This is a genomic window from Nonomuraea sp. NPDC049646, from assembly GCF_044465525.1.
Lineage (GTDB): Bacteria > Actinomycetota > Actinomycetes > Streptosporangiales > Streptosporangiaceae > Nonomuraea.
In genome coordinates this window covers 1-13823 of the sequence record NZ_JBITLU010000029.1, presented here as the reverse complement: position 1 = coordinate 13823, position 13823 = coordinate 1, and the positions used below count along the sequence as shown (strand labels likewise).

Annotated in this window: 14 protein-coding genes; 7 read left to right on the top strand and 7 right to left on the bottom strand. The window is 71.1% G+C overall.

The window, feature by feature from the left end:
* Nucleotides 1-226 precede the first annotated feature (226 nt).
* The 5 genes from ACIBQ8_RS48170 to ACIBQ8_RS48150 all read left to right on the top strand — a co-directional run bounded on the left by ACIBQ8_RS48170 (nucleotide 227) and on the right by ACIBQ8_RS48150 (nucleotide 6085).
* Nucleotides 227-2941: a LuxR C-terminal-related transcriptional regulator gene (locus tag ACIBQ8_RS48170; RefSeq protein ID WP_397169246.1), complete on the top strand. Its 2715-nt coding sequence runs from the start codon at nucleotides 227-229 to the stop codon at nucleotides 2939-2941.
* A gap of 68 nt (nucleotides 2942-3009) precedes the next feature.
* The gene (locus ACIBQ8_RS48165) at nucleotides 3010-4257 is read left to right on the top strand and encodes a M24 family metallopeptidase (RefSeq protein ID WP_397195542.1); all 1248 of its coding nucleotides are present in this window, start codon (nucleotides 3010-3012) and stop codon (nucleotides 4255-4257) included.
* Nucleotides 4254-4670: an SRPBCC family protein gene (locus tag ACIBQ8_RS48160; protein WP_397195541.1), complete on the top strand. Its 417-nt coding sequence runs from the start codon at nucleotides 4254-4256 to the stop codon at nucleotides 4668-4670. Before ACIBQ8_RS48165 ends, ACIBQ8_RS48160 begins: the two co-directional genes overlap by 4 nt.
* Nucleotides 4671-4672: 2 nt before the next feature.
* Nucleotides 4673-5656 (top strand): MBL fold metallo-hydrolase, encoded by a 984-nt coding sequence (locus ACIBQ8_RS48155; protein WP_397169429.1) that lies wholly within the window; start codon nucleotides 4673-4675, stop codon nucleotides 5654-5656.
* 216 nt (nucleotides 5657-5872) lie between these two features.
* Entirely contained in the window at nucleotides 5873-6085 is a 213-nt protein-coding gene (locus tag ACIBQ8_RS48150) for a hypothetical protein (RefSeq protein WP_397195540.1), read from the top strand.
* Nucleotides 6086-6293: 208 nt separating this feature from the next.
* Here the strand turns inward: ACIBQ8_RS48150 and ACIBQ8_RS48145 are convergent, their stop codons facing one another.
* Together ACIBQ8_RS48145 and ACIBQ8_RS48140 are read right to left on the bottom strand one after the other, a co-directional pair.
* Nucleotides 6294-7307, bottom strand: a complete 1014-nt coding sequence (locus ACIBQ8_RS48145; protein WP_397195539.1) for a hypothetical protein — start codon at nucleotides 7305-7307, stop codon at nucleotides 6294-6296.
* Between the two features lie 12 nt (nucleotides 7308-7319).
* On the bottom strand, nucleotides 7320-7940 hold the full coding sequence (locus ACIBQ8_RS48140; protein ID WP_397169254.1) for a TetR/AcrR family transcriptional regulator: 621 nt from the start codon (nucleotides 7938-7940) through the stop codon (nucleotides 7320-7322).
* A gap of 194 nt (nucleotides 7941-8134) precedes the next feature.
* On the opposite strand from ACIBQ8_RS48140, the gene ACIBQ8_RS48135 reads away from it, so the two are divergent.
* Nucleotides 8135-8284, top strand: coding sequence for a hypothetical protein (locus tag ACIBQ8_RS48135; protein WP_397195538.1), 150 nt, complete (start codon nucleotides 8135-8137; stop codon nucleotides 8282-8284).
* 255 nt (nucleotides 8285-8539) lie between these two features.
* Here ACIBQ8_RS48135 and ACIBQ8_RS48130 read toward each other — a convergent pair whose 3' ends face one another.
* The 5 genes from ACIBQ8_RS48130 to ACIBQ8_RS48110 all read right to left on the bottom strand — a co-directional run bounded on the left by ACIBQ8_RS48130 (nucleotide 8540) and on the right by ACIBQ8_RS48110 (nucleotide 12689).
* A complete protein-coding gene (locus ACIBQ8_RS48130; protein ID WP_397195537.1) occupies nucleotides 8540-9970 on the bottom strand; it encodes a glycosyl hydrolase family 28-related protein in 1431 nt (476 codons plus the stop codon).
* 278 nt (nucleotides 9971-10248) lie between these two features.
* Nucleotides 10249-10476 (bottom strand): hypothetical protein, encoded by a 228-nt coding sequence (locus ACIBQ8_RS48125; protein ID WP_397195536.1) that lies wholly within the window; start codon nucleotides 10474-10476, stop codon nucleotides 10249-10251.
* A 271-nt stretch (nucleotides 10477-10747) separates the two neighbouring features.
* On the bottom strand, nucleotides 10748-11380 hold the full coding sequence (locus ACIBQ8_RS48120; protein WP_397195535.1) for a DUF1697 domain-containing protein: 633 nt from the start codon (nucleotides 11378-11380) through the stop codon (nucleotides 10748-10750).
* Complete coding sequence (locus ACIBQ8_RS48115) at nucleotides 11344-12003, bottom strand: epoxide hydrolase N-terminal domain-containing protein (RefSeq protein ID WP_397169263.1); 660 nt, start codon at nucleotides 12001-12003, stop codon at nucleotides 11344-11346. The genes ACIBQ8_RS48120 and ACIBQ8_RS48115 overlap by 37 nt, the downstream gene beginning before the upstream one ends.
* Nucleotides 12000-12689 (bottom strand): alpha/beta fold hydrolase, encoded by a 690-nt coding sequence (locus ACIBQ8_RS48110; protein ID WP_397195593.1) that lies wholly within the window; start codon nucleotides 12687-12689, stop codon nucleotides 12000-12002. The genes ACIBQ8_RS48115 and ACIBQ8_RS48110 overlap by 4 nt, the downstream gene beginning before the upstream one ends.
* A gap of 95 nt (nucleotides 12690-12784) precedes the next feature.
* Here ACIBQ8_RS48110 and ACIBQ8_RS48105 point away from each other — a divergent pair, with 95 nt between their 5' ends.
* Nucleotides 12785-13732 (top strand): helix-turn-helix transcriptional regulator, encoded by a 948-nt coding sequence (locus tag ACIBQ8_RS48105; protein ID WP_397195534.1) that lies wholly within the window; start codon nucleotides 12785-12787, stop codon nucleotides 13730-13732.
* Nucleotides 13733-13823: the final 91 nt, after the last annotated feature.

Here is a 13823-nt window from a genome sequence, read left to right as displayed (position 1 = left end):
CAGGCGGCCCGTACCAGCAGGCACACGCGGCGGGAGTGGGCGCCGGCCCCCGAGGAGGCGTTCGCGCGCGGCATCGGGGCGGCGTGCCGGCAGGTCACACTCCACGATGACCGAGCGGCCAGTCCTACTATGCCCGCTGAAAGCCCATATGATCGGATTGGGCGCAGGGGAAGGTCGTGCACCTCTGGGCGATCGAGTGGATGCGCCGTGACTGCTGAGGATCTTCATGTTGCACGGCCGTCAGGCGGAACAGGCCCGGATCGACCAGATGCTCGACGGACCGGGCGGCGCTCTGGTGGTGCGCGGCGAGGCGGGCATCGGCAAGACGGCCCTTCTGGAGTACGCCTCCCGGCGGACGCCCGGGCGCGTGCTGCGCGTCGCCGGGATCGAGTCGGAGGCCGAGTTACCCTTCGCCGCCCTGCATCTGCTGTTACGCCCCGTACTCGACGGCGTCGCCGCGCTGCCCACGCAGCAGGCGGAGGCGTTGCTGGGCGCGCTCGGCCTCGGTGAGGCGACCCGAGGAGACCGCTTCCTCGTCGGCCTGGCGACACTCAGCCTCCTCGTGGAGTTGTCCGCGGAGGAACCCCTGGTCTGCCTGGTCGACGACGCGCAGTGGCTGGACAGCGAATCCGCCGACGCCCTGGTGTTCGCCGCGCGCCGCCTGCACATCGAGCCCGTTGTCGTCCTGTTCGCGGCCCGGGAGGACGGCGGCGCCTTCCCCGGCGGGGGGCTGCCCGAGCTCCGGCTGGACAAGCTCGACGCCGACACGGCGGGGCACCTGCTGGCCGAGCAGGCGGCGGACCTGCCGCTCGCCGTCCGCGACCAACTCGTCGCCGAGGCGCAGGGCAACCCGCTGGCCCTGATCGAGCTGCCCCGCATGCTCAGTCCCGAGCAACGGGCGGGCGCCTTCACCCCCCTGGCCTTCTCCCTCGGGCCGGTGGAGCCGGTGACGGACCGGGTGCTCGCCGGCTTCCGCACCCGGATCGCCGCTCTCCCCGCCGCCACTCGCTCCTGCCTGCTCACCGCGGCCCTGGACGACCGCGGCGAGCTGAAGGTTCTCGCCGCCGCACTCGAACGGCTCGACGCCTCGCTGGCGGACTTCGCGCCGGCGGAGCGAGCCGGACTGGTCCAGGTCAGCGCGGCCGGTGTCGTCTTCCGTCACCCACTGGTACGCACAGCGGTCCTGCTCGCCTGCGACATCGCCGCCCGGATGACCGCACACCGGGCCCTGGCACATGCGGTCGACGACGACCGGCGCGCCTGGCACCTGGCGGCCGTCACCCTGCGACCGGACGAGGACGTGGCCGGAGAACTGGAGAGCCTGGCGCTGCGCGCCCGGCAGCGCGGCGGGCAGGCGACGGTCTCGGCAGCCTACGCGCGGGCGGCCGAGCTGTCCGCCGACCCGGCCCACGCCGTACGCAGGTGGACGACCGCCGCCGGGGCGGCCGCCGAGGCGGGGCTGAGCCGGCGGGCGGCCGAGCTGGTCGCCGCGGCGCTGCGGCAGGCGGGCTCATCCACGCTGGACCGATCGGTCCTGGCCGAACTCGCCCGAGTGCGGGCACAGCTCGCATTCGAGGCCGACAGGCCGCTCGAGGCCGCCCGGCTGCTGCAGGAAGGCGCCGAGACGGCGGATCCCTCCACGATGCTCTCGCTGCTCGGCCTCGCCGGCTTCTACGTCTGGACCAGCGCGCCCCACCCCGATCAGATCGCCCTGACCCGTCGCACCGAGGAGCTGACCCCCGACGGTGGCGGGCTCGCCGCCGCGGTGGGCGCGATCAACCGTGGCTACCGCATGATCCTGGAAGGGGACACCACCCCCGTACCGGCCTTCCCCGACGGCATGGGCGAGCTGACGGCCGTGCCGTTCGAGGTTCGCATGGTCATCACCTACCACGCGATCGTCCGCGCAGAACGCGAAGAGATGCTGACCGGCGCGACCGCCCTGGTCGAGGAGTGCCGGGCACAGGGGCGCCTGGGCCGCCTCCCCCAGGCCATGACGGTCCTCACCATCGCCCAGCTGATCGACGGGCGTCACCGGCCGGCGCGTGCCACGGTGGCCGAGGGGCTGAACCTGGCCGCCGACGTCGGCCAGCCGTTCTGGCGCGGCTACCTGGGAGGCGTCCAGGCCTGGCTGTACGGGGTGGCCGGCATGGAGGAGGAGTGGGCCGCGTGCACCGCCGAGGCCCTGCGGCACGCCGACGACAGGTCCTGGCTGCCGGCGAGCACGTGGGCCCAGTACGGGCGCGTGATCCTCGACCTCGGGCTGGGTCGCAACAAGGCGGTGCTCGACCGGCTGGACAGGGTGACGGAGGGCAGCTCGCGGTACGCGTTCATCTGGAGGTATGCCTGGCCGGACTACGTCGAGGCGGCCGTCAGGGCGGGCACGCCGCGACGCGCCGAACCGGTCCTGCGCCGCTACGCGGCCTGGGCCGAGGGCGTCGGGCAACCCGGTCCGCTCGCCGTACTGCATCGGGCACGAGCCCTGCTGGCCTCCGACGAGCGGGCCGCGGGCCTCTACGAGCGTGCGCTGGCCGTGCACGGCCGGCACGAGCAGCCGTTCGACCAGGCCAGGACCCGCCTGGTGTACGGCGAGTGGTTGCGCCGCCAGCGGCGGCGCGCCGAGGCCCGCATCCAGCTCGAGGCAGCGATGGAGGCCTTCGACCGGCTGGACGCCTCCCCGTGGTCCGCCCGCGCGGCCGCGGAACTGCGCGCCACCGGCGCCTCGCCGGCCCGCCGCGTCAGGGCCGACGACCCGCTGGCCACGCTCACCCCGCAAGAGCTCCAAGTGGTACGGCTGGCCGTCACCGGCGCGTCGAACCGGGAGATCGGCGCTCAGTTGTTCCTCAGCCCGCGCACGGTCGCCTACCACCTGTACAAAGCCTTCCCCAAGCTGGGCGTCTCCTCGCGCGGTGAACTGGCCGCGTTGGGCCCGATGACCTAAGCGAGCCGCGGCGGCTCCAGCAGGATGACGGAAGCGGCGTCAGGGCGGCCGTTCCTAGCGTCTTCTCCATGAACGTTCCCACCTACTCCCTCGCCGAGCGCGACCGCCGCTGGGCACTCGCACGGGAGATCATGGAAGCCGAGGGCGTGCAGGCGCTCATCGCCTACGGCGAGCACGAGTGCGCGGACCTCGCGCCCTTCGCGCCGGATGTCTACTTCACCAACGACCGCCCCGGCGCGATCGTCGTCTTCTGCCGTGACGCCGACCCGATCGAACTGACCTGGTCGACCCTGCCGGTCGCCGACCACATCCAGGCGCTGCGCCGCGGCGAGGAGCTGTGGATCCCGCCCGAGCGCATCCGCGTCGCCAAGCACGCGGCCGGGGTGGTGGAGGTCCTGCGCGAGCACCGCCTGGAGAGCGGGAAGGTCGGCGTGCTCGGTCTGGACCCCTACCCGCCCTTCCACATCAACCCGATCATGCCGCACGGCCTGTGGAACCAGGTGCTGGCCGAGTTGCCCGGCGTGGAGTTCCAGCCGGTCGGGCTCAGCTACCTGTTCGCCACCATCTGCCAGTCGGAAGAGGAGCTGGCCGTCGTCCGCCACTCCGCCGCCACCGGCGACGCCATGGCCGAGGCGATGGTCGAGGCGGCCCGGCCAGGCGCGAGCGAGGCCGACGTGTACGCCGCGGGCATGACGGCCGCTTTCCGCCGCGGGCTGGCGGCTCCCGACATGCTGATCTCCTCCGGGCCCGGGTTCGTCTCCTGGGGTCCGCCGGCCTGGTCCTACCGGCCGCAGGCGCCGCGCGTCATCGAGGACGGTGACGTGATCATGGCGGAGGTGTTCTGCCGGTTCGGCATGAAGGAGACCCAGCATCAGGTCGCCATCGCCGTCGGCGAGGTCCATCCCGATATCGAGGTGGGCGCCAAGGTGGCCCGCGCCGCCTACGACGCCGGGCTGGCCGCCGCCCGTCCCGGCAACACCTTCGGCGACCTGGTCGAGGCCATGCGCGCGCCGCTGGAGGAGGCCGGGGCCTGGAACGTGCACCCGCTGGTGCACACGCTCAACCCCATGGGGCCGGTGTGCGGGTTCGGCGCCGGGCTTCGCCGCCTGCCCGAGGCCGCCCGCTACGGACGGCTGTTCGAGGTGCCCACGATGGGCGGCGAACTGCCCCTCGCCCCCGGCATGACCTTCGCCTTCGAACCCAACGCCGTCATCGGCGACCGCCTGACCAACCTGGGCGGCACCGTCGTCATCGGCGAGGACGACCCCATCGAACTGAACCCGCTGACCGCCCAGCTGCTGAGGAGCCGGCCGTGATCACCATCGACCACACCGCGACGTACGCGCGTCCCGCCGCCGCCGTCTTCGCCGTCCTGTCCGACCCCGCGCGTTTCCCCGAATGGCAGGCCGACGTCCTGGAGTCGCGGGCGGACGGGCCGCTGCGTGACGGCGTCCACGTCGAGCAGGTACGCAAGGTGATGGGCCGCCGCACCGAGATCGGCCTGACGGTGACCGGCTACGTGCCGGGTGCATCGCTCACGCTGCACACCCCGCCGCAGGCCAAGCCGGGGGTGAGCCAGGCGTACCGAGTCAGCGACGTCGACGGCGGCTGCCGGGTGGAGTTCCGGCTGGAGCTGGAGGGGGTGCCGAAGATGGCCGAGCACCTGGTGCGCACCCAGCTCGGCAAGCAGGTTCCCGAGCTCTTCAAGCGGTTGGGGACGCTGCTGTGACCATGCACATCCCCGAGCGGGAGATCGCCGAGCGGCCCGCGGCCTACAACGGGCCCAACCTGTCGCCGGTCGGTCTGGAGCTCGTCCCGAGGCGGCTCGCCGACGGCGTCCACGCGCTGATGGCCGTCCCGGCGCCCAAGGACAACAACGGGCTCATCGCCGGACGGGACGCCGCGCTGGTGGTCGACGCCGGCATCACCCCTGGCGTCTCGCGCACGATCCAGTCGCTGGCCGCCGAGCTGACCGACCGGCCGCTGCGCTACCTGGTCAACACGACCTACCACGGTGATCACACGTTCGGGAACATGGCCTTCCCCGCCGACACCGTGATCATCTCCTCCCGCGCCAACCGGGACAACATGACCGACCTCGGCTTCGAGAAGCAGGTCAGATCGGGCAACATGTACGGCGACGAGGCCCTCTTCGACGCGGTGACCACCTGGCGACTTCCCGATGTCGTCTTCGACTCCTTCGCCGAGGTCGACCTGGGCGGCCGGACGGTTGAGCTGTGGCACTTCGGGCCCGGCAACGGCCCGGGCGACACCGTGGTCTACGTGCCCGACGTCAGGACTGCGTGGACCGGCAACCTGCTGTGCCACGCCGGCATCGCCCACATGCTGCTGCAGGGCGGACCCGCGCCGTACCTCGCCACCCTGCGTGCCATGAAGGCGGCGCTGGCCGAGATGCGGACCATCGTGCCCGGCCACGGCCCCGCCGGCGACGGCCACCGGGCCATCGATGCCCTGATCTCCTACCTCGAACGGCTCCACGAGGAGGTCCACACGGCGACGCGGCAGGGCCGAACCTTGGAGGAGACCACGCGGACCTGCACCGATCCGTGGGCCGAACGCCTCGACCCGGCGCTCGCCTCCGCCCTCGGGCCGCCCCAGGCCCAGGACGCGATGCTGCACCTGTGCCGCAACCTGCACAGGCTCAACATCCTGACCACCTACCGCCTCTACACGATGGAGGCATCCGCTGGATAGAGCGCTTCACCGATTCGGGGCGGGCCCGCGACGAGCGCGGTCTGAAGCGTAGGGACGTGCAGCAGCCCCGGACCGTCCCCGTCCCGCCCGAGCTGGTGTCCGTCCTCCGGCGGCACATCGCGACGTTCGGGCGCGGAGAGGACGGCCGGCTGTTTCGCACTCGCACTGGCGGCGTGATCTCCGGGTCGGCGTGCGCGAAGGTCTGACACCTGGAGAATGATCGTTTTCGTCGCGGTAGCCCAGGTCTCGACCCTGAAGGAGCTTTCGTGCATCCCGCCCTTGAACCGCAGCATGGCCGCGCCCCAGGGGATGTCGGTCGGGCCGGTTCCGCGTCCCAGCGCGGTCGTCCTCATCGACGACGCCGATCGGCTTCTGTTGGTCTCCAGTCGTGACCAGCGCACCGGGGGTGGTGCGCGCGGCGCTTCGTGACTGCGTGAGGAGACGGGGGTGACGGGAGCGACGCTGGGCCCGCTGCCGCACTTGCTCGCCGCCCTGCTCGTCGATGCCCCGCCCGCCCATCCGGTCCCGGTCGCGTTGCCGATGCTGCGTGCCGCGATGCTCCTGTGGTCGCTCGGCGTGATCGTCGTTGCGCCCGCCAGCGCGGCGCCGACGGCGGTGAGGGCCGATGGGCTGGTGGTCAGGCCTGACCGCCGTAGAGCCGGGCCACTTGGTGGAAGGCTGCTTTCGGCTCCCAGCGATACGATCCCGCCGCATCGTCCTGGATGACTTTGACGATGCCGTAGCCCGCCATGTCGAGATCATGCCGGGGATCGGCGGAGTGCGGGTGGTGCGGCTCGATGAACTCGAACACGTACGCGCCCTGCACGTTTTCCTTCTCGTAGATCCCGATCAGTTCGGCGATCTGATCGGCCTGGACACGCTCGTTCCTGGCCCATGAGCCGTTGATGACCGGCGCTGGTCCGCCGCGGTCGATGATCGCGTGGCTGGAGGGGCCCTTCTCCGCGGCGCCGTCGTAGGCGCCGCAGCCGAACTCGACGATGACCACAGGCTTACCGAACCGGTGGAAGCCGCGCAGGTTCTTGACGTACCTGGAACCGTTGTACGGCATGCGGTAGTAGTCCAGGCCCACGACGTCGAACGGTGTCCAGTCCACTCTCTCCCACAATCCGGAGCCGTAGGTGATACGGCCCCCGAAAGCGGACCTGGCGACCGCGGCGGCCTTCCCCAGGAGGCGGTTCAGCTTCCTGTTGAACCACGGGAACAGCGGCCAGTACAGCGGGGAGGCCAGCTTGGCGCTTCTGTCCTCGTGGGAGGCGCCGGGGATGATGCCCGCGGAGAAGACGGTGAGCTCACAACCTACGTTGAGGTCGATCGCCTCATACTCCTTCCTGAGGAGGTCGGCGGCTTCGGCCGTTCGCGCCAGATGGTCCAGCATCTCGCGCGGACCGGCGTCGATCAGCCGGGGTTGCAGCCATACGTGCAGCCCGTGCTCCAGCGCGACTGTCGCGGTCTGGACGAGCCGGTCGAGGTCGGTGCCGTAGATGCCGACAGAGTTGGCGTGTAGCTGGTCACGGATGGCCCGGATCTCCTGCCGCATCAGATCGGGCCGCCACACGTCCCGGGAGAGGGCGCCACCGGGAAGATAGTTCGTGCCGACGTCGTAGTTGACGCCTTTGTGGGTCAGGCCCATGTGTAAGTTTTCCTACTTCCGGGTGGCACGGTCGAAAAGGGTGGTCAGCTCGACGGCATAGGCGGTGAGATCGACGGTGGGGTCCAGCGCCCACTGGCTGAGCGCTCCGATGAGGGCCTGGCCGACGGTCACGGCGACCACCTGGGGATCGAAGTCCCGGAACTCGCCGTCATCCAGGCCCTGGCGCAGGATGCCGGTCAGTAGCGTGATGACCGATTCGTCGGTGGTCGTCGCGAAGCGCGGCGTGCCGTCGGCTGCGCGGTGGCTGGCGACGATGTCTCCCACCGCCAGCACACGAGAGCGATGCGATCGCAGGTAGTCGAGGTTGGCCTGAATGTAGGCCCGGAGCTTGCCGGCTGCGGTCGTCTCGGTTTCGAGTCGCGCCTGGATGAAGGCCCACGTGTCGTCGTAGATCTGCTGGACTACCTGGTCCAGCAGCTCGTCCTTGCCGGCGAAGTGGTAGGAGATCACGCTCTTGCTGATGTGTGCGTGCTGCGCGATCCGCGACAGCGATGCTTGCGCATAGCCAACGCTCGCCACCGTTTCGATGGCGGCGTCGATGATCTGTCTCCGGCGGGCTTCTTCGATGATGGGGTTTCGCTTTCGGCCGATCGGCCTACTCTCAGGCTGCATGTACTGAGGGTAGGCCGATCGGCCTGATACTTCAATCAGCGCGAGCCGCGAGCGCTCGAGGAGAGGACGCGACCTACCCACCCGACCGAAGGCACCGACTTGCCAAGCGGCATCGGCCGGTTTCCGGGACAGTCTGGGCGCGTACCGGCACAACCGCGATTCGGCTGCTCCTACCAGGCGATTGCCGACGTCCTGTGACGGCCGCCCGCCACCTGCCCGCCGACCGGCTGGGCACCTGTGACGACTGCGGGTTCGCGCCGTTCGCCGACGACATCTCCACCTCACGGGAGACGGCGTTCGCCAGGACGGTCTTGTCGGTCGCGCTGCCCCCAATGGTCAGCTGACCGCGGTCACCGCCACCGGCCTCAGCGCCTGCTCGTCCGAGAAACGACCCGCCGCCGGCGGACCCACGTCCCGGACGGAGCCGGCCTCGGCCGAGCTCGGCATCCGATCGTTGCGCCTGCCCGTCCGTGAGAACGGTGCCCGAGGACGAGCAGGTCACCACGACACCCGCATCCGGCTCGGCGACCCGCAGCACGCTTCGACTGGCTGCTTCGATCGGTTCCGGACATCGGGCGCAAGAGGTGATCGGGTGGCTCCTATCCCTGGTAATCGGGAATGGAGAGCTCCGGGACGGTGCTCCCGGCGCAGCGGGCGCGCTGGTCGGCGGTGGGGGCGGCGTTGCGCATGCCCACGACCGGCACGGCGCGGCCGTCGGCGTAGGTGTTGTCGGACGCGGTGAAGGCCGCCGCGTCCCCGGCGACCTGGGAGACGTCGGGGCGGCCCGGGGTCCCGGCGAGCGGGTCGAGGAAGCGGTTGCCGAACACGGCGATCGCCTGCTCGGCCCCGGTACCGGGGAAGTTGCGCCAGTACATGATCCCGCTGTGGTCGGCGGCCGGCGTGACCATGCGGACGTCGTAGACGTTGCCGCAGACGACGACGTCCTGGAAGACCTTGGGGGCGTTGGTCACGTCGTAGGTGTAGAGCAGCAGCGCGGTGCCGTCCAAGAGGTTGCCGGCGATGGTCGCGCCGGTGCCGTTGCGCACCTTGAGCCCGCCCCTGGCGTCCTGAGGCCAGCCGCGCAGCCAGTTGCCGGTGATCTTGAGGCCGTCGAAGCCCCAGGCGTACACGCCGTGGTCGCTCTTGGCGCGGCTGCGCGGGTCGCGGTTGACGATGTTGCCGGAGACGGTCGCGTTGATGTCGCCCTTGATGCTGATGCCGCGCTGGATGTGGCCGAGGGCGGCGGGCAGGCCGGTACGGCGGCGTACCTCGGCCAGGCGCGCGGCCGGAGCCTGGGACCAGGAGCGTCCGCCGGCCCAGGTGCTCACCCATGCCGTCGAGGACAGGTCGGCGCCCAGGACGTTGCCGCTGATCGTCAGGTCGCGGGTGCGGTAGGTGAACAGCGGGGCGCCGCCGTCCACCTGCCGGTCCGACAGGAAGACCGAGTCCTGAACCTTGGCGCCGACCACGTTGGTGAGAGCCACGGCGACCTGGGCCGAGCTCGTCTGCTGCTCGTCGCCCCCGGTGGGCGTCTCCCCGTCGCCCATGCGGTTGACGAACACGCTGCGCCGGATGATCGGCCCGGTCTTGTAGGGGCTGTTGACGTCCAGGCGCAGCCCGTCGAACACCACGTTGTCCAGTACGGGTGTACGGTCCCACCGGTTGGCGTAGGTGGTGTCGGCGAGGGCCGCGTTGGTCGTGCTGCGCAAGATGGCGGGTGTGTCGGGGTCGCCGAGGAGGGAGGCGGGCTTGCTCCAGTCGAGACCGCCGGTGATGCGGTAGAGGCCGCCCGGCAGGTAGAGGCAGCGTCCCGAGGCGTACGCGGTGGTGATCGCCTGCTGCAGGCTCGCGGTGTCGTCGGCCTGCCCGTCGCCCTTCGCACCGGCGTCGGCGACGGCGTTCAGCACGCCACCCGAGCAGGCCGGGTCCGCGGCCACCGAATCCGGCACCGCGGGAGCGGCACCGGCCATGGCCGGCTCGGCACCGAGCCCCGACACGACGACCACGCCCGCGACCAGCGCCTTACGCATCCGCCCTGTGTTGCTTGCCCGCATCGCCCGACTTCCTCCGGTTTCCCCCGACGCCGGCCGCGACGTGGTTGCCGCGTCCGCCCGTTCAGCTAGGTGATCTTGCCATACGCGGCCGCCGCTGGGATGCCGTGTCAAGACGCCAAGGGCCGCACGAGCGACGAGGCCGGCTCCCGGTCGCGCTGCGTGCCGCTGGGTCCAGCGAAGTGTTCAGGTGTGGTGTTCGCCGACAGCGACGGCACCTACACCGCCGTGGAACACCTGCGCCCGGCCCGTACGCGTCAGGCCGGCCGTTGAGTCAGGACCGACGCCCGCCTGGAGAAGGCCGACGGCTCCATCGGCTCAGCAGCCTCCACCGTCGAGCTGCGCTTCTCCACCGGCGGCGACGCGCCACGGGCGACGTCGGCCTTGCCCAAGCCTCGGCGGACGTGGAAGTCGTCCAGCGAGGTGAGGGCGGAGTCGACGTGGACGCCGCTGCGCCTGGCGGGGCCGTCGCGCAGCAGCCACATCCGGTAGTCGCACCGCCCAGTCCCGCGCCTGCCGATCGGCGAGAGGACCGGCGAAACAGGTGGCGGTGTGATCGGCCGGCCAGGACAGGAACATGCGCACCCGGGAGCGGTAGGTGCGCCGGGTCTCGTCCGACAGCGCGCGCGCTCCAGCGCCGCGGCGTACGCGCCGAGGACGCCATCGTAGGCGGGCGGCAGCCGGGTGGGGCGGGCGCCCGGATGGCGCCTCGTGATCTCGGAAGCAAATCCGGACGGCTGCGAGGTTCAGAGCGCGTCATCTCGGAACCCGCGCCGGGGAGTCTACTTCCGAAATTTTTGGGCCGTGGTGACGTGCAGCCGGGCGATCACTGTCGCTCGCCGTAGCTGAGGCGAAACGCATGACCAGGCGCTTGACCGTCCCTGCGGTGCGGGTGGTGGCGGGGACCTTGAGCCTCGCCTCCACCTCGGCGGTGGGACTGCCGACCCGGGTTGCGATCCTCTTGATGACGCCCAACGCCACGCCACCGCAGATCTCGATGATGCGGACATCGCCTCGGTCGTTCGTCCAGGGCAGCGGGGCGCCGAACTCCTGAACGCCGTCGAAGAAGGTGAAGGTCTCGCGATAGATGTGTTCGTCGCCGATGCCGGCGAAGGGGTCGCGCTCAAGGATCGCCGCGAGCTGGTCGACAGGACGCACGAACACGGCGTCGTCGTAGCCGCTGACCGCCAGCAGCCGCGGCGCCGCCCGGTTCACCACCTCACGTGGCGAGGTGTCGCCGATCTCGATCAGGACCGTCCCGTTCGTCTGGAACGACCGTGCCGACGACGCCCCCGCGGTGCGCAGCGCGTCTTCGAGCACCGCACGGGTGGGGCTGTTCGGGTGGCCCAGGTTCATGTTCCGGTAGAAGGCGACGAACGAGGTCGGCATGCGCTGTGCGTTCCCGATCGGGTGAAGGCCACCGGTGCCGCGGCCGGTACGCCTGCGGGCGACGTCATCGGCGGAGGGTGAAGAACGTGCGGAGGTCGTCGGCGAGGAGTTGGGGTTCCTCTTGCGCGGCATGGTGCCCGCCTTTTTCGTAGGTGTTCCAGTGCACGATGGCGCTGTGGTCGCGTTCGGCGAGCGGGCGGATGGAGGGGAAGAAGTCGTCGGCGAAGCAGGCAAGGCCCAGCGGGATCGATGACGGCCCCGCAGGCGGCCTGGTGGAAGGCGTCGCTCAGCCGGTCGATCAGCGGGAGGAACTCCACGACCGACATGGGCCAGCCGTGGGTGAGGATGAGCGGCAAGGCGTCCGGCCGGGCCGAACGGATGTGCAGGAAGTGCACGTCAAGCCCGTCGATCTCGGTCAGGAACTGCGGATGGGCGTTGATCCGCCGCTCCCACGCGCGCCAGTCGTAGCCGTCGCGCCAGTACTCGACCAGATGCCGGACGCGGTCGGCGGGCACGCCGAGCCCCTGGCCGGGCAGCCGGCGGGTGAAGCGGGTCGCGGCCGGCCGGGCGGCCAGGTCGTCCAGCGCCTCTTGCGGAATGTTCACCCGGTACGGCCGCATCATGACCGGGCCACCTTGTCCAGCACCCGGGCCAGCGACTCCGGTTCGCTGATCATCGGCCAGTGCCCGGCGTCCAGCGTGATCACCTCCATACCCGGCATGCGCGGGGGGCCGCCCGGGTCGCCCGCGCAGGCGATGTAGGTACGGGGCAGGCCCTGCGCCGCGCGCAGGTCGGCCGGCGCCAGGTCCTGGTAGGTGCCGACGGGCTGGCCGACGCCGCGTGCCCGCAGCCAGGCCCGGTCCTCGGGGGTGAGCCCATGATCGCCGAAGTTGGCGTCGATGACCTCGTCGCTCATCACCGGGATCCGCCCGTCCCGGACGGTTTCCATGATCGCCTCCACGACCGGCGCGGGCGTGCTGTCGAACAGGCTCTTGCCCGGCTCGGGCAGCATCGCAGCAAGGTAGACCATCCGGGCGATCCGTCCGGAGATCGTGGTGGCGGCGACCGTGGCCGGGGCTCCGCCGTAGGAGTGCGCCACGAGCACCACCTCGCGCAGCCCTGCGTACTCGATCGCGGCCGTGATGTCGCGCGCATGCGTGGTGAGCGTCGTGTCCGACGAGCCCAGATGCGCGCGGTCGCCGAAACCGGTGAGCGTCAACGGATGCACCTGGTGGCCGTACGCAGCTAGCAGCGGCGTGACGCGCTCCCAGGCCCATGCGCCGAGGAACGAACCGCCGACAAGAACCATGGTCGACACCGGGTCGACTCCTTTCGATCGACTTCTTGCCGGCGCAAGGCTAGGGAGGATTGTGGACGCTTTCTGCCCTCATTAAGATCGCGGCCGTGTCCCGTCCCGCCATCCGCGTCCTGGCACTGCTGGAGATCCTGCAAGAGCGCGGCCTGGTGCCCGCCGACGAACTGGCCCGGCGCCTCGACGTCGACGCCCGCGCCGTCCGCCGCTACATCACCGCCCTGCGCGACATGGACATCCCCGTCGAGTCCGTCCGCGGACGCTACGGCGGCTACCGGCTGGCCCGCGGCGTGCGCCTGCCGCCCCTGATGCTCGCCGACGACGAAGCGGTCGCCGTCGCGGTCGCGCTGGCCACCGGCAAGCAGCACGGACAGGCGGGAGAGCCCGGCCCCACCGACCGGGCGCTGGTGAAACTCAACCGCGTCCTGCCCGCGCCGCTGCGCCGGCGCGTCACCGCGTTGATCGCCGCCACCTCGGCGACGGCGGGCCCGCTGACTCCCGAACCGCACCTGGCCCTGATGCTGGCCGCGGCCGTTCACGCGCGGCACACCGTCCGGATCGAGCACACCCGCGGCGCACGCGAGGTGGACCCGTACGGGCTCGTCGTGCACGCGCGCCGCTGGTACCTGGTGGGACACGACCATCAGCGCGCCGCCATCCGCATGTACCGCCTGGACAGAATCAGCGGCGCCGCCGAACTGCCCGGCCGGTTCATCCCGCCCGAGGGGTTCGATCCCGTCACCCACGTGCTGCGCACGTTGACGCTCGGCGCCTGGACTCACCGCACCGAGGTATGGCTCGACACCGACCTGGACACCGCCCGCGACCATCTGCCGGCCACCTTCGGCGACCTGCACGCCCATCCCGGCGGCGGCGTGCTCCTGGTCAGCGGCGCGGAGAACCTGCCAGCCATGGCGCGCATCCTCACCGGCCTGCCCTGGCCCTTCACCGTCTGCAATCCGCCCGCGCTGGTCGCGGCGCTCGCCGAGCACGTCACCGCGCTCACCCTGGCCGTCGCCCGTTCCCGTCCCGGGCCCTAGGGCCTGTTTCGAAGTGTTGATCAACGGCGTGTCGAAGCCGGACATGCAGAGAGGTCTCCGGTAAAGGGTTCAACGACCAAGAAGAACCAAC

What these genes read in the sequence shown, in the direction of transcription:
- ACIBQ8_RS48170 (WP_397169246.1), top strand. Translation starts at nt 227, where the DNA reads ATGTTGCACGGCCGTCAGGCGGAACAGGCCCGGATCGACCAGATGCTC.
- ACIBQ8_RS48165 (WP_397195542.1), top strand. Translation starts at nt 3,010, where the DNA reads ATGAACGTTCCCACCTACTCCCTCGCCGAGCGCGACCGCCGCTGGGCA.
- ACIBQ8_RS48155 (WP_397169429.1), top strand. Translation starts at nt 4,673, where the DNA reads ATGCACATCCCCGAGCGGGAGATCGCCGAGCGGCCCGCGGCCTACAAC.
- ACIBQ8_RS48150 (WP_397195540.1), top strand. Translation starts at nt 5,873, where the DNA reads ATGATCGTTTTCGTCGCGGTAGCCCAGGTCTCGACCCTGAAGGAGCTT.
- ACIBQ8_RS48145 (WP_397195539.1), bottom strand. Translation starts at nt 7,307, where the DNA reads ATGGGCCTGACCCACAAAGGCGTCAACTACGACGTCGGCACGAACTAT.
- ACIBQ8_RS48140 (WP_397169254.1), bottom strand. Translation starts at nt 7,940, where the DNA reads ATGCAGCCTGAGAGTAGGCCGATCGGCCGAAAGCGAAACCCCATCATC.
- ACIBQ8_RS48130 (WP_397195537.1), bottom strand. Translation starts at nt 9,970, where the DNA reads ATGCGTAAGGCGCTGGTCGCGGGCGTGGTCGTCGTGTCGGGGCTCGGT.
- ACIBQ8_RS48125 (WP_397195536.1), bottom strand. Translation starts at nt 10,476, where the DNA reads ATGTGGCTGCTGCGCGACGGCCCCGCCAGGCGCAGCGGCGTCCACGTC.
- ACIBQ8_RS48120 (WP_397195535.1), bottom strand. Translation starts at nt 11,380, where the DNA reads ATGCCGACCTCGTTCGTCGCCTTCTACCGGAACATGAACCTGGGCCAC.
- ACIBQ8_RS48115 (WP_397169263.1), bottom strand. Translation starts at nt 12,003, where the DNA reads ATGATGCGGCCGTACCGGGTGAACATTCCGCAAGAGGCGCTGGACGAC.
- ACIBQ8_RS48110 (WP_397195593.1), bottom strand. Translation starts at nt 12,689, where the DNA reads ATGGTTCTTGTCGGCGGTTCGTTCCTCGGCGCATGGGCCTGGGAGCGC.